This is a genomic window from Pantoea sp. VS1, assembly GCF_002207995.1.
Classification (GTDB): domain Bacteria; phylum Pseudomonadota; class Gammaproteobacteria; order Enterobacterales; family Enterobacteriaceae; genus Pantoea; species Pantoea dispersa.
This window is the reverse complement of sequence record NZ_NHZE01000005.1, coordinates 211,128-236,173: the sequence shown is the minus strand read 5'-3', so window position 1 is coordinate 236,173 and position 25,046 is coordinate 211,128. Positions and strand designations below refer to the sequence as shown.

Annotated in this window: 21 protein-coding genes and 2 tRNA genes; 4 read left to right on the top strand and 19 right to left on the bottom strand. The window is 56.6% G+C overall.

From position 1 onward, the window contains the following. Nucleotides 1–6: 6 nt before the first annotated feature. The 17 genes from CBW22_RS03465 to rlmE all read right to left on the bottom strand — a co-directional run bounded on the left by CBW22_RS03465 (nt 7) and on the right by rlmE (nt 18,114). Nucleotides 7–1,902, bottom strand: coding sequence for a DEAD/DEAH family ATP-dependent RNA helicase (locus tag CBW22_RS03465; protein ID WP_088516030.1), 1,896 nt, complete (start codon nt 1,900–1,902; stop codon nt 7–9). A gap of 16 nt (nt 1,903–1,918) precedes the next feature. Further along, complete coding sequence (yrbN, locus tag CBW22_RS26915; RefSeq protein ID WP_098053093.1) at nt 1,919–1,975, bottom strand: protein YrbN; 57 nt, start codon at nt 1,973–1,975, stop codon at nt 1,919–1,921. Nucleotides 1,976–2,080: 105 nt separating this feature from the next. Beyond that, nucleotides 2,081–2,965: a lipoprotein NlpI gene (gene nlpI / locus CBW22_RS03460; protein ID WP_021507697.1), complete on the bottom strand. Its 885-nt coding sequence runs from the start codon at nt 2,963–2,965 to the stop codon at nt 2,081–2,083. A 192-nt stretch (nt 2,966–3,157) separates the two neighbouring features. Further along, on the bottom strand, nt 3,158–5,290 hold the full coding sequence (pnp, locus tag CBW22_RS03455; RefSeq protein WP_058770684.1) for a polyribonucleotide nucleotidyltransferase: 2,133 nt from the start codon (nt 5,288–5,290) through the stop codon (nt 3,158–3,160). A gap of 308 nt (nt 5,291–5,598) precedes the next feature. Continuing rightward, the gene (gene rpsO / locus CBW22_RS03450; protein ID WP_010615981.1) at nt 5,599–5,868 is read right to left on the bottom strand and encodes a 30S ribosomal protein S15; all 270 of its coding nucleotides are present in this window, start codon (nt 5,866–5,868) and stop codon (nt 5,599–5,601) included. A 132-nt stretch (nt 5,869–6,000) separates the two neighbouring features. Then, the gene (gene truB / locus CBW22_RS03445) at nt 6,001–6,945 is read right to left on the bottom strand and encodes a tRNA pseudouridine(55) synthase TruB (RefSeq protein WP_088516029.1); all 945 of its coding nucleotides are present in this window, start codon (nt 6,943–6,945) and stop codon (nt 6,001–6,003) included. Beyond that, nucleotides 6,945–7,352: a 30S ribosome-binding factor RbfA gene (gene rbfA / locus CBW22_RS03440; protein ID WP_021507701.1), complete on the bottom strand. Its 408-nt coding sequence runs from the start codon at nt 7,350–7,352 to the stop codon at nt 6,945–6,947. The genes truB and rbfA overlap by 1 nt, the downstream gene beginning before the upstream one ends. Nucleotides 7,353–7,416: 64 nt before the next feature. After that, nucleotides 7,417–10,107, bottom strand: coding sequence for a translation initiation factor IF-2 (gene infB / locus CBW22_RS03435; protein ID WP_021507702.1), 2,691 nt, complete (start codon nt 10,105–10,107; stop codon nt 7,417–7,419). A 17-nt stretch (nt 10,108–10,124) separates the two neighbouring features. Beyond that, nucleotides 10,125–11,612, bottom strand: coding sequence for a transcription termination factor NusA (gene nusA, locus CBW22_RS03430; protein ID WP_021507703.1), 1,488 nt, complete (start codon nt 11,610–11,612; stop codon nt 10,125–10,127). 24 nt (nt 11,613–11,636) lie between these two features. After that, entirely contained in the window at nt 11,637–12,089 is a 453-nt protein-coding gene (rimP, locus tag CBW22_RS03425; RefSeq protein ID WP_031279732.1) for a ribosome maturation factor RimP, read from the bottom strand. A 212-nt stretch (nt 12,090–12,301) separates the two neighbouring features. Next, nucleotides 12,302–12,378: transfer RNA gene (locus CBW22_RS03420), tRNA-Met, on the bottom strand. Between the two features lie 59 nt (nt 12,379–12,437). Continuing rightward, nucleotides 12,438–12,524 (bottom strand) — tRNA-Leu (locus CBW22_RS03415). A 46-nt stretch (nt 12,525–12,570) separates the two neighbouring features. Then, nucleotides 12,571–12,906: a preprotein translocase subunit SecG gene (gene secG / locus CBW22_RS03410; protein ID WP_010617340.1), complete on the bottom strand. Its 336-nt coding sequence runs from the start codon at nt 12,904–12,906 to the stop codon at nt 12,571–12,573. Between the two features lie 217 nt (nt 12,907–13,123). Continuing rightward, nucleotides 13,124–14,458, bottom strand: coding sequence for a phosphoglucosamine mutase (gene glmM / locus CBW22_RS03405; RefSeq protein WP_021507705.1), 1,335 nt, complete (start codon nt 14,456–14,458; stop codon nt 13,124–13,126). A 4-nt stretch (nt 14,459–14,462) separates the two neighbouring features. Next, on the bottom strand, nt 14,463–15,296 hold the full coding sequence (gene folP / locus CBW22_RS03400; protein WP_088516028.1) for a dihydropteroate synthase: 834 nt from the start codon (nt 15,294–15,296) through the stop codon (nt 14,463–14,465). Nucleotides 15,297–15,381: 85 nt separating this feature from the next. Then, nucleotides 15,382–17,310 carry an ATP-dependent zinc metalloprotease FtsH gene (gene ftsH / locus CBW22_RS03395; RefSeq protein ID WP_021507707.1) on the bottom strand — a complete coding sequence of 643 codons (1,929 nt, stop codon included), beginning with the start codon at nt 17,308–17,310 and terminating at the stop codon, nt 15,382–15,384. 174 nt (nt 17,311–17,484) lie between these two features. Then, entirely contained in the window at nt 17,485–18,114 is a 630-nt protein-coding gene (gene rlmE, locus CBW22_RS03390; RefSeq protein WP_021507708.1) for a 23S rRNA (uridine(2552)-2'-O)-methyltransferase RlmE, read from the bottom strand. A 126-nt stretch (nt 18,115–18,240) separates the two neighbouring features. Between rlmE and yhbY the strand changes: the two genes are divergently transcribed. Next, nucleotides 18,241–18,534: a ribosome assembly RNA-binding protein YhbY gene (gene yhbY / locus CBW22_RS03385; RefSeq protein WP_010617345.1), complete on the top strand. Its 294-nt coding sequence runs from the start codon at nt 18,241–18,243 to the stop codon at nt 18,532–18,534. A gap of 128 nt (nt 18,535–18,662) precedes the next feature. Here yhbY and greA read toward each other — a convergent pair whose 3' ends face one another. Beyond that, nucleotides 18,663–19,139 carry a transcription elongation factor GreA gene (gene greA, locus CBW22_RS03380; RefSeq protein ID WP_021507709.1) on the bottom strand — a complete coding sequence of 159 codons (477 nt, stop codon included), beginning with the start codon at nt 19,137–19,139 and terminating at the stop codon, nt 18,663–18,665. Nucleotides 19,140–19,387: 248 nt separating this feature from the next. Here greA and dacB point away from each other — a divergent pair, with 248 nt between their 5' ends. The 3 genes from dacB to pmrB are packed head-to-tail and all read left to right on the top strand — an operon-like array spanning nt 19,388 to nt 22,541. Continuing rightward, on the top strand, nt 19,388–20,821 hold the full coding sequence (gene dacB / locus CBW22_RS03375) for a serine-type D-Ala-D-Ala carboxypeptidase (protein WP_031279733.1): 1,434 nt from the start codon (nt 19,388–19,390) through the stop codon (nt 20,819–20,821). Then, nucleotides 20,821–21,483, top strand: coding sequence for a two-component system response regulator PmrA (gene pmrA, locus CBW22_RS03370; RefSeq protein WP_088516027.1), 663 nt, complete (start codon nt 20,821–20,823; stop codon nt 21,481–21,483). Before dacB ends, pmrA begins: the two co-directional genes overlap by 1 nt. Beyond that, complete coding sequence (gene pmrB / locus CBW22_RS03365; RefSeq protein WP_058774882.1) at nt 21,480–22,541, top strand: two-component system sensor histidine kinase PmrB; 1,062 nt, start codon at nt 21,480–21,482, stop codon at nt 22,539–22,541. Before pmrA ends, pmrB begins: the two co-directional genes overlap by 4 nt. 6 nt (nt 22,542–22,547) lie before the next feature. Here pmrB and CBW22_RS03360 read toward each other — a convergent pair whose 3' ends face one another. After that, entirely contained in the window at nt 22,548–24,824 is a 2,277-nt protein-coding gene (locus tag CBW22_RS03360) for a TonB-dependent siderophore receptor (protein WP_088516026.1), read from the bottom strand. Nucleotides 24,825–25,046 lie beyond the last annotated feature (222 nt).

The window sequence follows — 25,046 nt, the reverse complement described above, 5'->3', positions numbered from 1 at the left end:
TAACGCTTATGCATCACGGCGACGTGGTGCAGCTGCGCCTTCGTCGCGACGTGGGCCACGGCCACCTTCACGGCTGAAACGTCCGCCTTCACGACCGCCTTCGCGACGCTCAGAGAAACGACGCGGTGCGCCACCTTCACGGTTGCCACCCTCGCGGTTACCACGACGCTCACCACCGAAGTCACGACCGCCGCCACGACGCTCGGTGCGCTCGTGTGGCTGCGCATCGCCCAGCAGCTGCATATTCATCGGCTTGTTGAGAATACGCGTACGCGTGAAGTGCTGCAGGACTTCACCCGGCATGCCTTTTGGCAGCTCGATAGTGGAGTGAGTACCAAACAGCTTGATGTTACCGATGTAACGGCTGCTGATGTCGCCTTCGTTAGCAATCGCGCCCACGATGTGACGCACTTCAACACCGTCGTCACGGCCCACTTCAATGCGGTACAGCTGCATTTCGCCAACGTCACGACGTTCGCGACGTGGACGATCGCCACCTTCGCGGCTGTCACGGCTGTCACGACGTGGACGGTCGCCGCCACGCTCATCGCGATCGCGGAATTCACGACGCTGTGGACGTGGTGCATCCGGTGGCAGAATCAGTGGACGTTCGCCCTGCGCCATTTTCAGCAGTGCAGCGGCCAGCGTTTCCATATCCAGCTCTTCTTCTGGCTGCATTTTAGCCAGCAGCGCACGGTACTGATCCAGATCGCTGCTTTCCAGCTGCTGCTGAACTTTCGCAGCGAACTGCGCCAGACGACGCTGACTCAGCAGCTCGGCGTTAGGCAGCTCAACTTCCGGAATAGTCAGCTTCATGGTGCGTTCGATGTTGCGCAGCAGACGACGCTCGCGGTTCTCAACGAACAGCAGCGCACGGCCAGCACGACCCGCACGACCGGTACGGCCGATACGGTGTACATACGATTCGGCATCCATCGGGATGTCGTAGTTAACCACCAGGCTGATACGCTCAACGTCCAGACCACGGGCCGCAACGTCAGTCGCGATCAGGATATCCAGACGACCGTCTTTCAGACGCTCCAGCGTCTGCTCACGCAGCGCCTGGTTCATGTCACCGTTCAGCGCGGCGCTGTTGTAGCCGTTACGCTCCAGCGTTTCTGCGACTTCCAGCGTGGCATTTTTGGTGCGCACGAAGATGATGGCAGCATCGAAGTCTTCCGCTTCGAGGAAGCGCACCAGCGCGTCAGACTTACGGCCGTAAGCGGTCCAGTAAGACTGAGAAATGTCCGGGCGTGTAGTGATGCTGGACTGGATGCGCACTTCCTGCGGATCCTTCATGAAACGCTTAGTGATACGGCGAATCGCTTCCGGCATGGTTGCAGAGAACAGTGCGGTCTGATGACCTTCCGGGATCTGCGCCATGATGGTTTCAACGTCTTCGATGAAGCCCATACGCAGCATTTCATCGGCTTCGTCCAGTACCAGACCACGCAGGCTGGACAGGTCCAGGGTACCGCGTTTCAGGTGATCCAGCAGACGGCCCGGGGTACCAACCACGATCTGTGGCCCCTGGCGCAGTGCGCGCAGCTGCACGTCATAACGCTGGCCACCGTAGAGGGCCACGACGTTAATACCGCGCATGTGTTTAGAGAATTCTGTCATCGCTTCAGCCACCTGAACCGCCAGTTCGCGGGTCGGCGCCAGCACCAGGATTTGCGGTGCGCGGACAGAAGGATCAACGTTGTTCAGCAGCGGCAGCGAGAACGCTGCTGTTTTACCACTACCGGTCTGCGCCATACCCAGCACATCACGGCCCGCCAGCAGGTGAGGAATACACTCAGCCTGGATTGGCGATGGCTTAACGTAGCCCATACCGTTCAGTGATTCGAGGATGTCGGCGTTCAGGCCCAGATCAGCAAAAGTGGTTTGAATATCAGTCATGTAGTACACGTGCCTCTTAGATTGCGGCGGCCAGTCTACATAACTCGTCGTGAAAACTTTCAGTCATTTTCATCAAAAAGTGTGAACCGGCTCAAATTAGAAGTTTTGACGAACAGAAAAGCCCTCACCTGTTCAGGCGATGACTTTACGGGTAAATCAGGCAATAAAAGTTCGTCAGCTATTGCTGGTCAGATTCTGATAAATCGTCTTGTGTCTGGCCGAGTTGCGCCAGTTCCAACAATGCGTATCGGTGTTCAACAAAGTTATTGACGTTGTTGGCCACCGCCAGTTTGAACAACGCTTTCGCGTCGTCCTTCTCCCCCAGACTTAGGTAGTACTTACCTAAATAGAAGTTGGTTTCACTGAGATGTTCAGCGAGCGAGGTGTTATCCGTTGCGTCCGCCTTGAGACGTTCCATCAATGTTTTTTCACTGATGTCGCCCAGGTAGAACTCGACAATATTCCATCCCCATTGGTCCTTAGCCGCCTTGTCGTAACGCTGTTGGAGCGTCACTTTTGCCTTGTCGGCATCCATCTCGCGTTCAACGAGGTAGAGCCACAGGCTGCGGAACGGATCGTTAGGATCGTCTTGATAAAACGCCAGCAGATCATCTTGCGCTAACTTGTATCGACCGCCGTAATAGAGGGCGATACCACGGTTTAAATGCGCATAGTTGTAAGTTGGATCAAGCTCAAGTACAGAATCAAACGCTTCATAGGCAGCATCAAAATTGCCTGCCTGCGTTAAGTAAATGCCGAGATAGTTAAACACTTCCGGCATATCCGGTCTGATAGACAGCGCTTGCGAGAAATCGTTCCGCGCTAGTGCCCTCAGACCCAAACTATCATACAACACTCCGCGCTCATATAACAGCTGTGCGCGTTCATCATCGGTCAGGGCCCGACTGGCAAGAATTTGTTCCATTCGCGCCAGAATAACCTCTTGCTGCAGTGTGGGCTGCAAAGGTACTGCCAGAACTTCGTTCTTACGCCAATTGGAGTTGCTGCATCCTGCCAGCGTGATAGCTGTCGCAACAAAACACCAGCGCAAAAAAGGCTTCATTTCCCACTCCCGAATACAAACATTGGGATAACCATCCTGTCATCCGCCTGCTATGCACAAGGGTTCCCGCCCTCGCGATGATACCCGTCCTGCTTCAGCTGCACTGACACGCTGACCAGCGCGCCACGCATTCCGGGTATACAAACACCGCTCCCCGCCAGCTGGCAGAGAGCGGCTGATCAGGAAAAACGCTTACTCGGCGTCAGGCGTCGTCACCGCAGCGGTTTCTTCTGCTGGCTTCTGCTCTGTCGCTTCTTTGATGCTGAGACGAACGCGGCCCTGACGATCCACTTCCATCACTTTAACTGGCACTTCCTGACCCATCTGCAGGTAATCGGTCACTTTCTCTACGCGCTTGTCGGCGATCTGAGAAATGTGTACCAGACCTTCTTTACCGCCGCCGATCGCCACGAAGGCACCGAAATCAACGATACGGGTCACTTTACCGGCGTAGATACGGCCCACTTCGATCTCAGCGGTGATCTCTTCGATGCGGCGAATCGCTTCTTTGGCTTTCAGGCCGTCGGTCGCTGCGATCTTCACGGTGCCATCATCTTCGATTTCGATGGTGGTGCCGGTCTCTTCGGTCAGCGCACGGATAACTGAACCGCCTTTACCGATGACGTCTTTGATCTTGTCTGAGTTGATCTTGATGGTGTAGATGCGCGGCGCGAACTCGGAGATCTCCTGACGCGGCGTGCTGATCGCCTGTTCCATCACGCTCAGAATGTGCAGACGCGCACCCTTGGCCTGGTTCAGTGCCACCTGCATGATTTCGCGAGTGATACCTTCAATTTTGATGTCCATCTGCAGCGCGGTGATACCTTCACGGCTACCGGCTACTTTGAAGTCCATATCGCCGAGGTGATCTTCGTCGCCGAGGATGTCAGACAGCACCACGAACTTCTCGTCTTCTTTCACCAGACCCATCGCGATACCGGCAACGGCCGCTTTGATCGGTACGCCAGCGTCCATCAGTGCCAGTGATGCACCGCACACGGAAGCCATAGAAGAAGAACCGTTCGATTCGGTGATTTCAGACACGACGCGCACGGTGTACGGGAACGCATCCTGTTTAGGCATCACTGCCAGCACGCCACGCTTCGCCAGACGGCCGTGACCAATTTCACGACGCTTCGGTGAGCCAACCATACCGGTTTCGCCCACGGAGTACGGAGGGAAGTTGTAGTGGAACAGGAAGCTGTCAGTACGCTCGCCCATCAGCTCATCGAGATTCTGTGCGTCACGTGCGGTACCGAGGGTGGCAGCGACCAGCGCCTGCGTTTCACCACGGGTAAACAGCGCAGAACCGTGGGTACGCGGCAGTACGCCAGTGCGCACGTCCAGACCACGGATCATATCTTTTTCACGGCCATCGATACGTGGTTCGCCGTTCAGGATACGGGTACGCACCACGTTCTTTTCCAGGCTGTGTACGATGTCACCGATTTCGGCATCATCCAGCGTTTCGTCTTCAGCCAGCAGTGCGGCGATGGTTTCGTCTTTGATGACGCCAACCTGCGCATAGCGCTCCTGCTTGTCAGTGATGCGGTACGCATCGCTGATGCGCGCTTCGGCCAGGGCGGCAACGCGTGCGATCAGCGCATCGTTGGCCGGCTCTGGCTGCCAGTCCCAGCGTGGTTTGCCGGCTTCGGCCACCAGTGCATTGATGTTTTCAATCACAACCTGCTGCTGGTCGTGGCCGAACACCACAGCACCCAGCATCTGGTCTTCGGTCAGGATGTCCGCTTCAGATTCCACCATCAGCACTGCATTCTGCGTACCGGCAACCACCAGATCCAGACGAGACTGTTTGATCTCATCCGCGGTTGGGTTCAGCACGTACTGATCGTTGATGTAACCAACGCGCGCCGCACCGATTGGGCCGTTGAACGGAATACCAGACAGTGACAGCGCAGCAGAAGCACCGATCATCGCAACGATGTCCGGGTTAACCTGCGGGTTCACGGATACCACAGTCGCGATAACCTGTACTTCGTTAACAAAACCTTCCGGGAACAGCGGACGCACCGGGCGGTCAATCAGACGTGCAATCAGGGTTTCGCCTTCGCTTGGACGGCCTTCACGACGGAAGAAGCTGCCCGGAATACGGCCAGCGGCGTAAGTACGCTCCTGATAGTTCACTGTCAGAGGGAAGAAGTCCTGACCGGCTTTGGCTTTTTTCTGGCCCACGACGGTAACGAATACCGCGGTGTCGTCCATGCTTACCATTACTGCTGCGGTGGCCTGGCGCGCCATCATGCCGGTTTCCAGCGTGACGGTATGCTGACCATATTGGAATTTGCGTACGATCGGGTTCAGCAAAATTTAAGTCCTTAAATTCGTGGCAAAGCCTGCTCGGCCCGCCGGGGATTACCGATCTTTAGTTGCATCCTCGCGACTAATGACAACCCTTAACCGCCCCTGCGGTAAAGCCTCTCATTAGCCGCGCGAACCTCTGCAAGCAAAGATCACTCTCAGCAACAATACATGAGTTTGGTCCGGATTGCTGCGGATTGCTCGAAAAAAGGGGCCATAAAGGCCCCCTTTTCGCGAAACTCGCACAAATCTGATCGCCAGATGCGGTTTTTTGCATACTGCATGCGCTACATCGTTGATCAGATTCTTCAGACTTAGCGACGCAGACCCAGGCTTTCGATCAGGCTGGTGTAACGTGCAACGTCTTTACGCTTCAGGTAGTCCAGCAGCTTACGACGCTGGGATACCATGCGCAGCAGACCGCGACGGCTGTGGTGGTCTTTCTTGTGCTCAGAGAAGTGACCCTGCAGGTGGTTAATCTGAGCAGTCAGCAGAGCAACCTGAACTTCAGTTGAACCGCTGTCGTTAGCGCCACGACCGTATTTAGCAACGATCTCTGCTTTAGCTTCTACGCTTAGAGACATAATAAACTCCAGTAAAAAATGAATGTATGGGTGCCGATCTCTAATTCAGCAGCCCGCTTTTAAAGCCGCGCTATTCTACTCTTCGCCCGGTAGCAACGCAAATGCGCTGTAACGGCCAGCGGTGATACGCGGTCAGTCGGCAAACTCCACCACCAGACGACGCGGTGCCACGCGGCCATCGTCGGCGATTTCCGCCATGCCGATAAATTTCTGCTCATCGCCTTCGGTCACCCGCACCAGCCCGCTAACCGGCGCGTTTTCCGCATGGACCGGCATGCCCTGTTTGAACCAGGCCGCGACCGGCGTGGGCAGATTGACCGCTGGAAAATCTTCCGCCGGGCTGTCCATCGGCAACAGCAACGCGTCCAGCGGTGCGTAATCCGGCGTTTCCGCCGCATTAACCTGCGCCGCCAGCGTCTGCAGCTGTTCCAGCGTCATCATGCGCGCAATCGGGTAGCGCGCCACCTGCAGACGGCGCAGCATGATCACGTGTGCGCCGCAGCCGAGCTTCTCACCTAAATCGTCAATGATGGTGCGAATGTAGGTACCTTTGGAAACATGGATTTCCAGCTCCAGCTCGTCGCCCTGCCAGCGAATAAACTGCAGTTCAAACACGGTAATCGGTCGCGCTTCACGCGGCACGGTGATGCCTTCGCGCGCATATTCGTACAGCTTGCGGCCCTGATACTTGAGCGCCGAGAACATAGTAGGCACCTGCAGCGTCTCGCCGCGAAAGCTCTCCAGCGCCACATCCAGCTCAGCCTGGCTGAAGGTCACCGGCCGCGTTTCAACGATATTGCCGTCCGCATCGGAGGTATCGGTGCGCTGGCCCAGACGGGCAATTACGCGGTAACGCTTGTCCGAATCCAGCAGATAGCGGGAAAACTTGGTGGCTTCGCCGAGACAAATCGGCAGCATACCGGTGGCCAGCGGATCGAGCGCGCCGGTATGGCCCGCCTTGTTAGCATTAAACAGGCGTTTTACTTTTTGCAGCACATCGTTAGAGGATGCGCCCTGGTGTTTATCCAGCAGGAAAACACCGTGGACATCGCGACCACGGCGACGAGGACGACTCATCAGTCCTCCTTGTCGTCTTCCGCCGGGCTTTCACCCCGTCGCTCAGCATCGTTTCTGATCACGTTAGACACCAGATTCGACATGCGCATCCCTTCAATCAGCGAGTTATCGTAAAAGAAGGTCAGCTCCGGCACGATGCGCAGACGCATCGCTTTACCGAGCAGAATACGGATGTAGCCAGACGCTTCTTTCAGCGCTTTGAGGCCGTTTTTCACCGCTTCTTCATCCTGGTCGTTCAGGAAGGTCACGAACACTTTGGCATACGCCAGATCGCGTGACACCTCAACGCCAGACACGGTGACCATCATACCCAGACGTGGGTCTTTGATTTCGCGCTGCAGGATGATCGCAATCTCTTTCTGCAACTCCTGCGCCACGCGCTGTGGGCGACCAAACTCTTTCGCCATACTATTTCTCCCAAATAATTCGGGAGGCCAGAGGCCTCCCAAATTGCATCACATCGACCAGCAATTACTCGATGGTGCGTTTAACTTCAATCACTTCGAACACTTCGATCATATCGCCAACGCGAACGTCGTTGTAGTTCTTCACGCCGATACCACACTCCATGCCGTTACGCACTTCGTTGACGTCATCTTTGAAGCGACGCAGAGATTCCAGCTCGCCTTCATAGATAACCACGTTGTCGCGCAGTACGCGGATCGGGTTGTGACGTTTGATGTTGCCTTCGGTGACCATACAGCCGGCAATCGCGCCAAATTTCGGTGACTTGAACACGTCACGGACTTCGGCCAGACCGATAATCTGCTGTTTGAACTCCGGTGCCAGCATGCCGCTCATGGCTGCTTTCACTTCGTCAATCAGGTTATAGATGACGGAGTAGTAGCGCAGGTCAACGTTTTCAGCGTCAATCACGCGACGCGCAGAGGCATCAGCACGCACGTTGAAGCCGAGGATGATCGCGTTGGACGCAGCAGCCAGGGTGGCGTCGGTTTCGGTGATACCGCCCACGCCAGAACCGATAATCTTCACCTTCACTTCGTCGGTGGAGAGTTTCAGCAGCGAGTCGGAGATCGCTTCCACAGAACCCTGTACGTCGGACTTCAGGACGATGTTCAGCTCGGACACTTCGCCTTCGGTCATGTTGGCAAACATGTTTTCCAGCTTGGACTTCTGCTGACGTGCCAGTTTGACTTCGCGGAATTTGCCCTGACGATACAGCGCCACTTCACGCGCTTTCTTCTCGTCACGCACCACGGTCGCTTCGTCACCCGCTGCCGGCACACCGGACAGGCCGAGGATTTCCACCGGAATCGATGGACCCGCTTCCAGCACTTCGCGACCCAGTTCGTCACGCATCGCACGCACACGGCCGTATTCGAAGCCGCACAGTACGATATCGCCCTTGTTCAGCGTACCTTCACGCACCAGCACGGTCGCTACCGGACCACGACCTTTGTCGAGGAACGATTCGATCACCACGCCGCTCGCCATACCCTGACGAATCGCAGTCAGCTCCAGTACTTCCGCCTGCAGCAGAATCGCGTTCAGCAGGTCGTCGATACCGGTACCGGCTTTCGCCGAGACGTTAACGAACATGTTCTCGCCGCCCCACTCTTCCGGAATGATACCGTACTGGGTCAGCTCGTTCTTGACGCGATCCGGATCGGCTTCTGGCTTATCGATCTTGTTCACGGCCACGACCACCGGCACACCGGCCGCTTTCGCGTGCTGGATAGCTTCGACGGTCTGCGGCATCACGCCATCGTCCGCCGCCACCACCAGGATAACGATATCCGTGGCCTGCGCACCACGTGCACGCATTGCGGTAAACGCGGCGTGGCCCGGGGTGTCAAGGAAGGTGATCATGCCGTTATCGGTTTCAACGTGATACGCACCGATATGCTGGGTAATCCCGCCCGCTTCGCCGGAGGCGACTTTGGTGGAGCGGATATAGTCCAGCAGCGAGGTTTTACCGTGGTCAACGTGACCCATGATGGTCACGACCGGCGCACGGCTTTCCTGCGCAGCATCGGTATCACGATCGTCCATTACCGCTTCTTCCAGCTCGTTCTCGCGGCGCAGGATCACTTTGTGACCCATCTCTTCGGCCACCAGCTGGGCGGTTTCCTGGTCGATAACCTGGTTGATGGTTGCCATGGCACCCATCTTCATCATCGCTTTAATAACCAGCGAGCCTTTCACCGCCATTTTGTTGGCCAGTTCGGCAACGGTGATGGTTTCGCCAATGATGACGTCACGGTTCACCGCCTGAGCAGGTTTGTTGAAGCCCTGCTGCAGCGTGCTTGGTTTACGATGTTTGCCACCTTTACCGCCGCGTACCTGAGCACGCGCTTCTTCACGGTCAGTTTTGGCTTCAGAGTGCTTGTTGCCTTTTTTGGCCGGACGCGCTGCCTTGGTGGTGCGGGTGCGACCACGACCGCCTTCGACTTCGCGATCGTTTTCGTCTTCTGCCTGACGGGCATGAGTTGAAGTGGTGACGTGGTAGTCGCCCTTATCTTCTTCCTCTGGTTTTTCCCATTCAGCGGCTTTCTCTTCGGCCAGACGACGGGCTTCTTCCGCCGCGCGGCGCGCATTCTCTTCCAGCTTACGGCGCGCTTCTTCTTCCGCTTTACGCTTCAGTTCGGCGGCTTCAGCTTCACGACGGGCTTTGTCAGATTGCGCAGCCTTGGTCATTTCGTCGGTAGGTTGATTAGTCACTTTCTCATTTTCCGCTGCTTCACGCTTAGCCTTGTCAGCGGCTTCGCGCTTGGCTTTCTCTTCGGCTTCACGTTGCGCTTTTTGTTCAGCTTCGCGACGGGCTTGTTCTTCAGCCTCGCGACGCGCCTGCTCTTCCGCTTCACGCTGCGCCTCGGCTTCTGCTTCCGCCTGAGCTTGCTCAGCGTCGGCATCACCTTTCACGTATGTGCGCTTTTTGCGGACTTCGATTTGCACCGACTTACTTTTACCCCCGGTGCCTGGAATATTCAAGGTGCTGCGCGTTTTGCGCTGCAACGTCAGTTTGCCTGAACCGGTCTGACCGTGCTCACGATTCAGGTGGGACAGTAAGGTCTCTTTCTCTTGCTGGGATACGGCGTCGTTTTCAGACTTACGGATCCCTGCATCAGCAAATTGCTGTACCAGGCGATCGACCGGAGTCTGAATTTCGGCGGCCAGCGATTTTACGGTTACATCTGTCATGCTGTTCCTTCCTGTTATTACGCGTCATCGCCGAACCAGCAGATATTACGTGCAGCCATAATCAGCGCACCGGCTTTCTCATCATCCAGCCCTTCAATATCTGTCAGATCGTCAACACCTTGCTCAGCGAGATCTTCCAGCGTGCAAACGCCTTTTGACGCCAGGCGATACGCCAGCGCACGATCCAGGCCTTCAAGATTCAGCAGGTCCTCAGCAGGTTCCTGATTACCAAGGCTCTCTTCTTTCGCTAATGCCAGGGTGGTTAACGCATTTTTTGCTCGTTCACGCAGGGCTTCAATGGTCTCTTCGTCGAGGCCGTCGATTTCCAGCAGCTCGTTGATTGGCACGTAAGCCAATTCTTCCAGCGAAGAGAAGCCCTCTTCCACCAGAACGGTGGCGAACTCTTCGTCGATGTCGAGATGTTTAGTGAACATATCGATCGCTGCATGGGCTTCGGCCTGATGCTTCGCCTGCAGATCATCGACGGTCATCACGTTCAGCTCCCAGCCGCTCAGCTGGGATGCCAGACGCACGTTTTGGCCATTACGGCCAATCGCCTGAGCCAGATTGCCGGCTTCAACAGCGATATCCATGGTGTGATTGTCTTCATCCACCACAATTGACGCCACATCGGCAGGTGCCATGGCGTTAATCACGAACTGTGCCGGGTTGTCGTCCCACAGCACGATATCAATACGCTCGCCGCCCAGCTCGCTGGACACCGCCTGCACGCGCGCACCGCGCATACCGACGCAGGCACCGACCGGATCGATACGTTTGTCGTTAGTTTTTACCGCAATTTTGGCGCGTGAACCCGGATCGCGCGCTGCCGCTTTGATCTCGATAACTTCTTCGCCAATCTCCGGCACTTCAATGCGGAACAGTTCGATCAGCATCTCTGGTTTGGAGCGGGTAACGAACAGTTGCGCACCACGCGCTTCCGGACGCACGGCATACAGCACGCCGCGAATACGGTCACCCGGGCGGAAGTTTTCACGCGGCAGCATGTCTTCACGCACAATCACCGCTTCGGCGTTGTTGCCGAGATCCAGTGAAATGTTGTCGCGATTCACTTTCTTCACCACGCCGGTGATGATTTCGCCTTCCTGCTCGCGGAACTGATCGACCACCATCGCGCGCTCGGCTTCACGCACTTTCTGGACGATAACCTGTTTCGCGGTCTGCGTGGTGATACGGTCGAAGGTGACAGATTCGATCTGATCTTCAACATAATCGCCCAGATTGAAGGCTTCATCTTCAAAGCGTGCTGCTTCCAGCGTGATCTCGCGCGTTGGCTGCGTGACTTCTTCTACAACCACCCAGCGACGGAAGGTGTCGAAATCTCCGCTGCGACGGTCAATGCTGACGCGCACGTCGATTTCCTGCTCATACTTCTTCTTGGTCGCAGTGGCCAAAGCGCTCTCCAGCGCTTCGAAGATTTTCTCACGCGGCAGGGCTTTTTCGTTAGAAACGGCTTCTACTACAGCTAAGATCTCTTTGTTCATCCTGGTTAGCCTCAATCCGGACTTTTAAAAGTGGGGGACCAGGTTCGCTTTCTGAATGTTGCTCAGCGCGAACACTTCATCGTTACCCTCAACGGTTACCGTGATCATCTCGCCTTCGACAGACTTGATGATGCCCTGCCATTTACGGCGGTTCTGCACGGCCATACGCAGTACCAGGCTCACCTCTTCGCCAGCGAAACGCGCATAGTGCTCCGCGGTGAACAGAGGGCGATCGAGACCCGGTGAGGAAACTTCAAGGTTGTAAGCCACCGTAATAGGATCTTCCACATCCATTACAGCGCTGACCTGGTGGCTAACATCGGCGCAATCATCAACATTGATACCCTCTTCACTATCAATATAGATGCGCAAGGTTGATGTGCGACCACGAATGAACTCGATACCGACCAATTCGTAGCCAAGCGCTTCTACCGGAGCAGAGATCAACTCTGTCAACTTTTGCTCTAATGTGGACAAGCCCACCCCCAAGACATAAAAAAAGGGCCTAAAGCCCAGTGTTACGATTTCCTGATAACAAAAAACCCCGAAAATTCGGGGCTTTTTGTGACTGGACCCTGTATGCCGCGATGCGGCTTCGGCACACCATCCAGCAGAATTTTTTTCAAAACTGACTGCGGATGCGTCCGTCGATGCATACAGTATATTTGAAAAAGAACTCTAAGGGAAAGTGGTTGCGGGGGCCGGATTTGAACCGACGACCTTCGGGTTATGAGCCCGACGAGCTACCAGGCTGCTCCACCCCGCGTCCGAAAACGTGGCGAATATTACGCCGATCTTGCGAAAAATGCAAGTTATACTGAGATTTGGTACCGAGGACGGGACTTGAACCCGTAAGCCCAATCGGGCACTACCACCTCAAGGTAGCGTGTCTACCAATTCCACCACCTCGGCACTTCACTGACTGCGACGATACGATGTCGCTTTAGCGCTGACGATCTTACTGCGGGATATCATTGCCCGGCGTGGCCGGTTTAGCTGGCTGAGTCTGCTGTTGAGACTGAGCCGGCGCGCTGAGGTTTTCCCACTCGCTTCCTTTGGAAGTCTTATTACTGTTCAGGTTGCCCAGAATCAGACTGATAATGAAGAACAGCGTAGCCAGTACCGCGGTCATGCGAGTCATAAAGTTACCAGACCCGGTTGAACCGAACAGCGTACCAGAAGCGCCTGCACCGAATGAGGCTCCCATATCAGCGCCTTTGCCTTGCTGCAGCATGATCAGACCAACGAGGCCAATCGCTACAATAAGGAAAACAACCAACAGAGCTTCGTACATAATCAACCTGTTTCCTTGCGCGTTATCCGCACAGTTAAAGCTTCAACCAATATTGACGGGGAGTCTCGTCATCACCCATCAGAAGCGGGTGTGAATACTAACCAAAGGCGCATACCTCTGCAAGCGCAATTTACACGAAGTTTTGCGATTGCGGAAAAAAGCGCCATCCCGGTGATTTTACAGGCGGAAAGCAGCAAACTGACCGCCCGTAACGCGGTTACACCGCTTTTACCGCATCGGCAATTTTGTGCGCCAGCTCGGTTACCTGCGCCTCATCCTCGCCTTCCACCATCACGCGAATCAGCGGCTCGGTGCCGGATTTACGCAACAGCACACGCCCGCGCCCGGCCAGCGTTTTTTCCACCTCTGCGGCAGCCGCTTTGACGCTGTCGCTCTCCAGCGGATCGTGGCTGCCGCTGAAACGCACATTCACCAGCACCTGTGGCAGCATCTTCATACCGCTGCACAGATCGTGCAGACTCATGTGGTTGCGCACAATCGCAGTAAGTACTTGCAAACTTGCTACGATGCCGTCACCGGTGCTGATTTTATCCAGCAGGATCACGTGGCCGGAGTTCTCCGCGCCCATGCGCCAGCCCTTCTCCTGCATTTTTTCCAGCACATAGCGGTCGCCCACTTTGGCACGGGTAAACGGAATCCCCAGCTGTTTCAGCGCCAGCTCCAGCCCCATGTTGCTCATCAGCGTGCCGACCACGCCGCCACGCAGTTGACCCTGACGCAGCGCTTCGCGCGCGATGATGTAGAGAATCTGGTCGCCATCCACCTTCTGTCCAAGGTGATCCACCATCATGATGCGGTCGCCGTCGCCGTCATAGGCCAGGCCGAGATCGGCTTTTTCATCCAGCACGCGCTGCTGCAGTTGACGCAGATCGGTAGCGCCGCACTCTTTGTTGATGTTCATGCCGTCCGGCTGCACGCCAATCGCAATCACCTTCGCACCCAGTTCACGCAGCACATTCGGCGCGATGTGATAGGTCGCGCCGTTGGCACAGTCGACCACGATCTTCAGCCCGTTCAGGCTTAGCTCGCTGGGAAAAGTGCCTTTGCAGAACTCGATGTAGCGCCCGGCGGCATCGACGATGCGGCTGGCACGGCCCAGCTCAGCGGACTCGACGCAGGTCAGCGGCTTCTCCAGCTCCAGCTCAATGGCGGCTTCAACGTCGTCCGGCAGTTTGGTGCCTTCGGCAGAGAAGAATTTGATGCCGTTGTCGTCAAACGGGTTGTGCGACGCGGAGATCACGATGCCCGCCTCGGCGCGGAAAGTGCGCGTCAGGTAGGCAATGGCCGGCGTGGGCATCGGGCCGGTGAAAGCCGCAGACAGCCCGGCAGCCGCCAGACCGGCCTCCAGCGCCGATTCCAGCATATAGCCGGAAATCCGTGTATCTTTACCAATCAATACCTTGCGCGAGCCGGAACGGGCCAGCACTTTGCCGGCAGCAAAACCCAGCTTCAACACAAAGTCCGGGGTAATGGGCGCTTCACCCACTTTGCCGCGAATCCCATCCGTACCGAAATATTTACGATCGCTCATGCCTTTATCCTTTTGCTCTCCGTGTCGCCTCGACGATGCGCATCGCTTCGACAGTTTCTTTAACGTCATGCACGCGAATAATCTGCGCGCCCTGCATGGCGGCGATCACCGCGCAGCTCAGGCTGCCGGTCAGGCGCTGTGCCGGGCCGACGTTTAACAGCTGGCCAATCATCGACTTACGCGACATGCCCACCAGCAGCGGCAGACCGTGATGGTGAAAATCACTGAGATGCGCCAGCAGCTCATAATTGTGGCTGAGATTCTTACCGAAACCGAAGCCCGGGTCGAGCAGCAGACGCTCTTTTTTAATGCCGGCCGCTTCACAGCGCGCAATCTGCGCAGCGAAGTAAGCGTCCACTTCGCTTACGATGTGCTGATATTCCGGTGCCTGCTGCATGGTGCGCGGTTCGCCCTGCATGTGCATCAGGCATACCGGCAGACCGGTCTCTGCGGCGGCCTGTAACGCGCCCGGCTCGGACAGCGAGCGGATATCGTTAATGATGTGAGCGCCCACTCGCGCGGCTTCGCGAATCACTTCTGCTTTTGACGTATCCACCGAAATCCACACTTCAAAGCGCTGCGCAATGGCTTCCACCACCGGAATCACCCGCGCCAGTTCCTCTTCCACCGGGACTTCATCAGCACCAGGACGGGTTGATTCGCCGCCCACATCGATAATCGTGGCACCGGCATTCACCATCTCGTTGGTGTGCGTGAGCGCGTCGACCAGCGTGTTGTGCGTTCCGCCATCAGAAAAGGAGTCCGGCGTGACATTTAAAATTCCCATCACATGGGGAAACGACAGATCGAGATGGGTATCACGGGCGTACAACTTCATGGCGAAAATCTCCCTGAGGAATCACTGGATTGTGGAATGTAAAAAACCCCGGACCAGCCGGGGTTTTTGCTTAGGAACAGGCCTGTTACTTGTCGAACTGTTCTGACATGGTGTTGCCTGGGTTTGGCGTACGCGGTTCATCAACCGGACGTGGCGCCTTTGGCGTACCGTTGCTGTCAGAGTTGTTGCTGCCTGGATCTTCCCAGCCTGCTGGCGGACGCACTTCGCGGCGCGCCATCAGGTCATCGATCTGCGGTGCGTCGATGGTTTCATACTTCATCAGCGCGTCTTTCATCGCGTGAAGGATATCCATGTTCTCACCCAGAATACGGCGTGCACGCTGGTAGTTGCTGTCGATCAGGTGTTTAACTTCCTGGTCGATGATGCGGGCCGTTTCGTCCGACATGTGTTTGGCTTTCGCCACTGAACGGCCGAGGAACACTTCACCGTCCTCTTCCGCATACAGCAGCGGACCGAGTTTTTCCGAGAAGCCCCACTGCGTCACCATGTTGCGCGCCAGGTTGGTCGCCACTTTGATGTCGTTTGAAGCACCGGTAGAAACGTGTTCCGCCCCGTAGATGATCTCTTCTGCCAGACGGCCGCCGTACAGCGTTGAAATCTGGCTCTCCAGCTTCTGACGGCTGGCGCTGATCGCGTCGCCTTCAGGCAGGAAGAAGGTCACACCCAGCGCACGGCCGCGCGGGATAATCGTCACTTTATGCACCGGATCGTGTTCCGGCACCAGGCGACCAATAATCGCATGGCCCGCTTCGTGATACGCGGTGGATTCTTTCTGCGCTTCCGTCATCACCATGGAGCGACGTTCCGCACCCATCATGATTTTGTCTTTCGCTTTCTCGAACTCGACCATCGACACTACGCGCTTGTTGCCACGCGCAGCGAACAGCGCCGCTTCGTTGACCAGGTTCGCCAGGTCCGCACCGGAGAAGCCCGGCGTACCACGTGCGATAATCGCGGCATCAATGTCGGTTGCCAGCGGCACGCGACGCATATGCACTTTCAGAATCTGTTCACGGCCGCGCACGTCTGGCAGACCTACCACCACCTGGCGGTCAAAACGGCCTGGACGCAGCAGCGCCGGGTCCAGTACGTCCGGACGGTTAGTCGCGGCGATAACGATGATGCCTTCATTGCCTTCGAAGCCATCCATCTCAACCAGCATCTGGTTCAGCGTCTGCTCACGTTCGTCGTGACCACCGCCTAAACCGGCACCACGCTGACGACCCACCGCATCGATCTCATCGATAAAGATGATGCACGGTGCCGCTTTCTTCGCCTGCTCGAACATGTCGCGCACACGTGATGCACCGACACCGACGAACATTTCTACGAAGTCAGAACCGGAAATCGTGAAGAACGGTACTTTCGCTTCGCCAGCAATCGCTTTCGCCAGCAGCGTTTTACCGGTACCCGGAGGGCCCACCATCAGCACGCCTTTCGGGATTTTACCGCCCAGCTTCTGGAAGCGGCTCGGCTCACGCAGGTATTCCACCAGCTCACCCACCTCTTCTTTTGCTTCGTCGCAACCCGCAACGTCAGCAAAGGTGGTTTTGATCTGGTCTTCGGTCAGCATACGGGCTTTGCTCTTGCCGAAGGACATCGCGCCCTTGCCGCCGCCGCCCTGCATCTGCCGCATAAAGAAGATCCACACGCCAATCAGTAGCAGCATCGGGAACCAGGAGATGAAGATGGAAGCCAGCAGGCTCGGCTCTTCTGGTGGTTCACCCACAACTTTGACGTTTTTGGTCAACAGGTTATCGAGTAACTTGGGATCGTTGACAGGAATGTAGGTCGTGTATTTATTACTGTCTTTTTTGGTTACGTTGATCTCACGCCCGTTAATACGTGCCTCGCGGACCTGATCCTGGTTCACTTCCGACAGGAAGGTTGAATAATCAACCCTACGGCCATTCGACTCGCTGGGCCCAAAGCTCTGGAATACTGACATCAGCACGACCGCGATGACTAACCAGAGAATCAGGTTTTTCGCCATGTCACTCAAGGGATTAACCTCATATTACAACGGTGTTAACAGACAGCGTAGGGTACTATATATCCTTCATACCTGGAATCGCGGCGCTGATGATTTTGCCTGTTTAGCCTGAAACTCAGAATTACGCATCAGAATAAACGCCGTTTCGCCTTGCTTTGATTCCGGTATGGAGGGCTACAGTTTGCGCCCTGTCGCCACAATGTACACTTCGCGCGAACGTGATCGCGAAGCGTCCGGCTTACGAATTTTCACTTTCGTAAACAGGGAGCGAATTTCCCGCAGGTATTCATCGAAGCCATCTCCCTGAAACACTTTCACTACAAAACTGCCGCCAGGTGCCAGTACATCCCGACACATTTCTAACGCCAGTTCAACTAAATACATGGAACGCGGGATATCGACCGCAGGCGTACCGCTCATGTTCGGCGCCATGTCCGACATCACCACCTGCACTTTCTGGTCGCCCACGCGCTCCAGTAACGCTTTCAACACCGCTTCGTCGCGAAAATCGCCCTGCAGGAAGTCAACGCCAACGATGGGATCCATCGGCAGCAGATCGCAGGCAATAATACGGCCACCCGAACCAATCTGTTGTACCACATATTGCGACCAGCCGCCGGGCGCAGCGCCCAGGTCAACCACGGTCATACCGGGTTTGAACAGCTTGTCACCCTGCTGAATTTCATCCAGTTTAAACCAGGCGCGCGAGCGCAACCCTTTTTTCTGTGCCTGTTGCACATATTTATCGCTAAAGTGTTCCTGAAGCCAGCGACTGGAACTGGCCGAACGCTTTTTACCCGTCATAATATTTCCAGTTAAATCGTCATCGTAGCGATAAATCAGCACGCAATGGGTCGCGTTGATTTGGCGATATACCCGAGATGGCGGTAGAATGAACCGTTTTCAATCCCTGAGTAAGCAAAAAATACGATGAATCTGAGTACCAAACAAAAACAGCACCTGAAAGGCCTTGCCCATCCACTGAAGCCAGTGGTCATGCTGGGCGGCAATGGCCTGACTGAAGGCGTGCTCGCCGAGATCGAACAGGCGCTCGAACATCACGAATTGATCAAGGTAAAAATTGCCTCGGAAGATCGTGAAACCAAGCAGCTGATCGTGGACGCTATCGTGCGTGAAACTAAGGCAAACAACGTTCAGGTCATCGGCAACGTGCTGGTGCTGTATCGCCCTGCCAAAGAGCGCAAAATTACTCTGCCACGTTAAGCGTACCGTTACGGCTCGTCCGACGGGCAGAGAAAGTGCCATGCTCCTGCATGGGATAAAAGGCCGCAGCGCGGCCTTTTTCCTTTCTTTACAATATGCAGCTGCGCATTTCAAAGCGTAGCAATATCTTAGATGTATTCCACTTTCAGCACTTCATATTCCACATCGCCGCCTGGGGTTTTAACAATAGCCACGTCATCGGCCTCTTTGCCCACCAGACCGCGCGCCATCGGCGAATTCACAGAAATCAGGTTCTGTTTAAAGTCCGCTTCGTCGTCACCGACAATCCGGTAAGTAAACTCTTCGTCGGTATCGACATTCAGCACGGTGACGGTGGCGCCAAAAATCACGCGGCCGGTTTTCGGCATGGCGGTCACGTCAATCACCTGTGCATTGGAGAGCTTGGCTTCGATCTCCTGAATACGCCCTTCGCAGAACCCCTGTTCTTCGCGCGCGGCGTGGTATTCGGCATTCTCTTTCAGATCGCCGTGCTCACGGGCTTCGGCGATAGAGGCGATGATGCGCGGACGCTTAACGGTTTTCAGTTCGTTCAGCTCTTCACGCAGCTTCTCAGCGCCTTTCAACGTCATCGGAATCTGATTCATTTTGGCTCCTCGTCATCTATCCTGGTTAACGGCGTCATCCTGACCGGTGACAGCAGAAGATCGGCTTCTGCGGCGCGTAACCTCTTTTCACAAGCAAAAGAATCCTGACCCGGAAAGCTTTCCGGGTCAGGTATCGGTTTTGCATTTTGATACGTATTTTACCCCAGAGTTCCCTGTGGGTCATTGTTTACTTTGCACCGTCCGGGGACATAGTATTGACGCCTTCACCCGTCAGTTACCGCGAGATTATGCGATTTTCACGACTTGTTACCGGATTAACCTGTGCGTTTATGCTGCAGGCACAAGCAGCACCCGTTGAAGAATACATGCAGTATTTGCCAGACGGCGCAAACCTGGCGCTGATGGTACAAAAAGTGGGCGCATCCACCCCGATAATCGACTATCACGGCAAACAGATGGCGTTGCCGGCCAGTACCATGAAAGTGATCACCGCGCTGGCGGCACTGCTGGAGCTGGGCCCGGACTTCCGTTTTCAGACCACGCTGGAGACCAAAGGCGCGGTCAGCGATGGCACCTTAAATGGCGACCTGGTAGCGCGCTTTGCCGGCGATCCGACGCTCAGCCGCCAGGATCTGCGCAATATGGTGGCGGCGCTGAAAAAGCAGGGCATCAACCATATCAAAGGCAATCTGGTGATCGACACCTCGGTGTTCGCCAGTCACGATATGGCGCCAGGCTGGCCGTGGAACGATCTGACACAGTGCTTCAGCGCCCCGCCAGGTGCGGCGATTGTTGATAAAAACTGCTTCTCGGTTTCGCTCTACAGTGCCAATACGCCCGGCGAAAACGCCTTTGTGCGCATCGCCTCTTACTATCCGGCGCACATGTTCAGCCAGGTGCGCACGATCGGACGCAACAGCGGTGACGGGCAGTATTGCGAACTGGACGTGGTGCCCGGCGAGCTCAATCGCTACACGCTGACCGGCTGTATGCGCCAGCGTGCGGAACCGCTGCCCCTGGCATTTGCCGTGCAGGATGGCGCCGCGTGGGCCGGCGAGATCCTTAAAGCGCAGCTGCGCGACGCCGATATTGATTACAGCGGCCATTTAGTGCGCCAGACGCAGGTGACGTCACCGGGCACGGTGCTGGCCTCGACGCAGTCCGCACCGCTGCACAACCTGCTGCACACCATGCTGAAAAAGTCAGACAACATGATCGCTGATACCGTGTTCCGCACCATCGGCCATCACTACTTTAACGTGCCGGGCACCTTCCGCGCCGGTTCGGATGCGGTCAGGCGTGTGCTGCGCGAAAAAGCCGGCGTCGACCTCGGCAACAGTATTCAGGTGGATGGTTCCGGCCTGTCGCGTCACGACCTGATCGCGCCGGATACCATGATGCAGGTGCTGCAGTTCATCGCCAAAAATGACGCCACGCTGAATTATATTTCGATGCTGCCGCTGGCAGGTTATGACGGCACGCTGCAGTATCGCGGCGGTCTGCACGAAGCGGGGCTGGATGGCAAAGTGTCGGCAAAAACCGGTTCGCTGCAGGGCGTCTATAATCTGGCTGGGTTCATCACCACGTCGAGCGGTGCGCGCGTGGCCTTTGTCCAGTTCCTCTCTGGCTATGCGGTACCGCCGGAAGACCAGAAAACGCGGCGGATTCCGCTGGTGCGCTTTGAGAGCCGCCTCTATACCGACATTAACAAGAACAACTAATGAAACTGTTGATCGTTGAAGATGATGCGTTATTACAATCGGGCCTGGCGCAGGCGCTGAGCAGCGAGGGCTACGCCGTGGATTGCGCTGGCAGCGCGGCGGAAAGCAACGCCCTGCTGCGCAGCAGCCAGTACAGCCTGATCGTGCTGGATCTCGGTCTGCCGGATCGCGATGGCGCCACGCTGCTGCGCCAGTGGCGGCGCGGCGGCATCGCGGTGCCGGTGCTGATCCTGACCGCGCGCGATGCGCTGGAGGATCGCGTCGACGGGCTGGACGCCGGTGCCGATGATTACCTGGTCAAGCCGTTTGCGCTTGCAGAACTGCAGGCGCGGGTGCGCGCGCTGATCCGCCGCTATCAGGGGCACAGCGACAACCTGCTGCAGCAGGGCGATCTGACGCTCAATCTCAGCTCGCAGCAGGTACTGCTGGAGAATCTGCCGCTGGAGATCACCCCCAAAGAGTTCGCCCTGCTCACCCGCCTGCTGATGCGCGTGGGGCAGAATGTGCATCGCGAAACGCTGCAGCAGGATCTCTACAGCTGGAACGACGATCCCGGCTCCAACACTTTAGAAGTCCACATTCATAATCTGCGCCGCAAGCTGGGGAAAGATCGCATCAAAACCGTGCGCGGCGTTGGCTACCGGCTGGAACTGCGCGAATGAACAGCATGCGTCAGCGGTTACTGATCATGCTGGCGCTGATTCTCCTCACCTGCCAGGTGATGAGTGCCATCTGGCTGTGGCACGAAAGCCGCGAACAGATCAGTTTCCTCGTCAACGAAACCCTGTCGGCCCAGGCGCGTAACGATCGCGTGGAGAATGAGATCCGTGAAGCCATCGCCTCGCTGTTGCTGCCTTCGCTGGTGATGGTAAGCCTGACGCTGCTGCTGTCGTTCTGGGCCATCAACTGGATTATCCGTCCGCTCAAATCGCTACAGGACAGCCTTGCCCACCGCTCTGCCGACAACCTGACGCCGCTGCCGATTTACTCCGAGATGGATGAGATCGTTGCGGTCACCTCCTCCATCAACCAGCTGTTTTCCCGTCTCGACCACACGCTGCAGCAGGAGCGATTATTCACCGCCGACGCCGCGCACGAGCTGCGTACGCCGCTGGCCGGGCTGCGCCTGCATCTTGAGCTTCTGCATCAGCAGCAGGTGCCACAAAGCGCCATGCTGATTGAGCGTATCGACCAGTTGATGCACACCGTCGAACAGCTGCTGATGCTGTCGCGCGCCGGTCAGGCGCTGGCGGGCGGCCACTATCAGCAACTACAGTGGCAGCGTGACATCATGCAGCCGCTAATGCCGGAGATGGCTGAACTGTATGCCCAGCGTCAGCAGACGCTGCACTGGCCAGACGGCGACGATGTGCCGCAGCAGGGTGAAGCGGTGCTGCTGCGCCTGATGCTGCGCAATTTGCTGGAGAACGCGTCGCGCTACAGTCCGGAAGGCAGCAGCGTGCAGGTGAAGCTGCGTCAGGTGCAACAGCAGGTCTGGGTTGAAGTGTGGGATCAGGGGCCGGGTATTGATGCCGATGCGGCAGAAGAGCTGACGCAGGCGTTCCGGCGGCGCGATCAACGCTATGGCGGCAGCGGCCTGGGCCTGAACATTGTGCTGCGTATTGTGCAGATGCATCGCGGCAAACTGGAACTGGTCAACCGCGAAGACAGCAGCGGACTGGTCGCCCGCTGCTGTTTGCCAACGCAACTGATTGGCTGAACGCCATCAGAAGTGGGTGTTGAGGCTCATATAGTAAGTACGGCCTGATTCGTTATAGGTATTGGCACCGGCACCGTAGAGATAAGCGCCGGTGGTAGCATTACCGGTGGTTTGCGCATTGCCCTCACGGAAGTGGCGCTTATCGAACAGGTTATCGATGCCCAGCGTCACGCTGGCGTACTTATTAATATCGTAAGTACCGCTCAGGCCGACAATCGAGTACGGGCTCACTTTGTCGGTGGCGCTGCCGGTCACCGGCTGTCCTTTGTAGTCGTACTTCTTCGGCGTCTGGGTGCCGTACCACGTCAGGGTGGTTTGCAGCGACAGATCCTGCGTTGCCTGCCAGCTCAGCGTCGAGTTCAGCGTATACTCCGGAATGATCGACAGACGATCGCCGGTCTCCTTGTTCTTGCTCTGCAGCATGTAGGTGAAGTTGTTATTCCACATCACGCTGTCAGAGAAAGGAACATTGACCGTACCTTCCAGCCCTTCCACCACCGCTTTCGGCACGTTCTCCCAGCGATAGATGTCCGTGGTGCCGTTAGAGGCTTTACCTGAAGGCGCATAGCCGGCTTCAATCTTGTTGCGGTAATCGTTACGGAACCAGGTCAGACCTGCCTGATAACCTTCATGCTTCCACTCCAGCCCAACTTCTTTATTGATGCTGTTTTCCGCTTTCAGATCCGGATTACCCTGCAAATAGCAGGCGCCGGTGCTGGCGGCGCAGCCCTGCCCGTTGCTGTACAGCAGGTAGTTCGGGTTCGTCTGGTACAGACTCGGCGCTTTGTAGGCCCGGCCAATCCCCATCTTCAGCGTGAAGTCATCGCCCAGCCCCTGTGACAGGTTAAGCGACGGGCTCCAGTTGTTGCCAACGATGGAGTGATGATCGAAGCGCAGCGCCGGCGTCAGCATGGTGCTGTCGGTCAGCTCCATGTTGTCTTCGGCAAACAGGGAGAAAATCTCCGCCTGGGCATAAGGACTGCGGCCGGTGCTGGCGATGCCTGGAACAGCGCCGTTGCTGGCAGCCTGGGTGGTCGACGAAGGATCTTTCATGCGCTGCTGGTTCCATTCGGTGCCCAGCGTTGCGGTCTGATTGACGCCCAGCTCAAACGGCAGGCTGATTTCACTGTGCAGCAGCACATCGTCCAGCTGAATGGTATTGAACCCGCTGTTGGAGAAGATCCCTTCCGTGCCGCCCGCCAGACCTTCATTAATGCGCGTATTGCGGGTTTTCTCGTAGCGCGCCCAGCTGCTGGTGCTGATGCCGTTGTCCCACGCGCCGGTCCATTTCAGTGAAATATTCTGGCGATACAGACGGTTGGTTTCATCGCCGTACAGGCTTTTCACCAGCGCGTTAGTGTTGGTGTTCTGCGTATCGCCCGCGTACAGGTTGCCCTGACGACTGTAACCGGCCTGCAGTTCCAGCGTCTGCATGGGGGCAAACGCCCAGCTCAGCAACGCATTGATATCTTTGTTAACCGAACCTTCGCGGCCTGCCGGGTAGCTGCCGGCATAGCTGCCGGTGCGCGCTGCCGCGTGCCCTTCATTGATGTCGTACGCGTCGGCCTGGGTTTTGGCTAAACCGCCATAAAGCCGGAAGTTGAAGTCGTCGCCCAGCGGCCCTTCAAGGCTGAAGTTGGTGCGTTTGGTCGCCCCTTCCGATTTGTGTTCCGGCGCGTTGAAGTAGGTATTCCACGAACCGTGCCACTGCTGATCGCTGTACTTTTTGGTGATGATGTTCACCACACCGCCCGCCGCGCCGTTGCCGTAGCGCACCGCGGCCGGCCCGCGAATCACGTCGATGTGATCAATCATCTCCGGCGGCACCCAGTTGGTATCGCCGCGCGTATCACGCTCACCGCGCCAGCCAAGACGCACCGAGTTACGGCTGGTGATCGGCATACCGTCCACCATGATCAGGGTATTTTCCGGTCCCATGCCGCGAATATCGATCTGACGGTTGTTGCCGCGCTGGCCGCTGGTCGAGTTACCGGTCAGGTTAACCCCCGGCATGGTACGGATAATTTCTGAAACATCGCGCGCCGGCGGATGCTTTTTGATCTCATCGGCGGTGATGGTGGAAACCCCCGGTGCCTGCAGCGTCTGCTGCTGGGCCGTCACCATTAAGGTGCCACCGTCCATCGCGCTGGCGTCGGGAGAAGAGGCGTTGCTGGAAGTCGTCTTGCTGGAAGTCTCTGCTGCCCAGGCGCTGCCGGAGAGCAGTGAGGCGCTGAGCCCCAGTTCGATCAAAATAGCGAAGGTTAACCGCGAGTAATGCTTCATTTTTTTTCATTCCTGGAAGGCCAGTTCTGCGCCACAGCGGAGTGACTGGCGAGCCGGTGAGAAGATCCCTGTCTTTATCGCGCAGCCGTTCACACCTGGCAGGGCCATCCTTTGCTGAATCCCATGACTTACCGGGTGCCAGACGGAACGTGCGTGCTCATTTTGAGCGCAGTCACCCTATTGCAAATGCAAATAATTATCAATAGTATTATTTATCAATCC

Bases quoted from the DNA above. Each gene is read 5' to 3' on its own strand.
- CBW22_RS03465 (WP_088516030.1), bottom strand. From the start codon at position 1,902: ATGACTGATATTCAAACCACTTTTGCTGATCTGGGCCTGAACGCCGAC.
- nlpI (WP_021507697.1), bottom strand. From the start codon at position 2,965: ATGAAGCCTTTTTTGCGCTGGTGTTTTGTTGCGACAGCTATCACGCTG.
- rpsO (WP_010615981.1), bottom strand. From the start codon at position 5,868: ATGTCTCTAAGCGTAGAAGCTAAAGCAGAGATCGTTGCTAAATACGGT.
- truB (WP_088516029.1), bottom strand. From the start codon at position 6,945: ATGAGTCGTCCTCGTCGCCGTGGTCGCGATGTCCACGGTGTTTTCCTG.
- rbfA (WP_021507701.1), bottom strand. From the start codon at position 7,352: ATGGCGAAAGAGTTTGGTCGCCCACAGCGCGTGGCGCAGGAGTTGCAG.
- infB (WP_021507702.1), bottom strand. From the start codon at position 10,107: ATGACAGATGTAACCGTAAAATCGCTGGCCGCCGAAATTCAGACTCCG.
- nusA (WP_021507703.1), bottom strand. From the start codon at position 11,612: ATGAACAAAGAGATCTTAGCTGTAGTAGAAGCCGTTTCTAACGAAAAA.
- secG (WP_010617340.1), bottom strand. From the start codon at position 12,906: ATGTACGAAGCTCTGTTGGTTGTTTTCCTTATTGTAGCGATTGGCCTC.
- glmM (WP_021507705.1), bottom strand. From the start codon at position 14,458: ATGAGCGATCGTAAATATTTCGGTACGGATGGGATTCGCGGCAAAGTG.
- folP (WP_088516028.1), bottom strand. From the start codon at position 15,296: ATGAAGTTGTACGCCCGTGATACCCATCTCGATCTGTCGTTTCCCCAT.
- ftsH (WP_021507707.1), bottom strand. From the start codon at position 17,310: ATGGCGAAAAACCTGATTCTCTGGTTAGTCATCGCGGTCGTGCTGATG.
- rlmE (WP_021507708.1), bottom strand. From the start codon at position 18,114: ATGACGGGTAAAAAGCGTTCGGCCAGTTCCAGTCGCTGGCTTCAGGAA.
- yhbY (WP_010617345.1), top strand. From the start codon at position 18,241: ATGAATCTGAGTACCAAACAAAAACAGCACCTGAAAGGCCTTGCCCAT.
- greA (WP_021507709.1), bottom strand. From the start codon at position 19,139: ATGAATCAGATTCCGATGACGTTGAAAGGCGCTGAGAAGCTGCGTGAA.
- dacB (WP_031279733.1), top strand. From the start codon at position 19,388: ATGCGATTTTCACGACTTGTTACCGGATTAACCTGTGCGTTTATGCTG.
- pmrA (WP_088516027.1), top strand. From the start codon at position 20,821: ATGAAACTGTTGATCGTTGAAGATGATGCGTTATTACAATCGGGCCTG.
- pmrB (WP_058774882.1), top strand. From the start codon at position 21,480: ATGAACAGCATGCGTCAGCGGTTACTGATCATGCTGGCGCTGATTCTC.
- CBW22_RS03360 (WP_088516026.1), bottom strand. From the start codon at position 24,824: ATGAAGCATTACTCGCGGTTAACCTTCGCTATTTTGATCGAACTGGGG.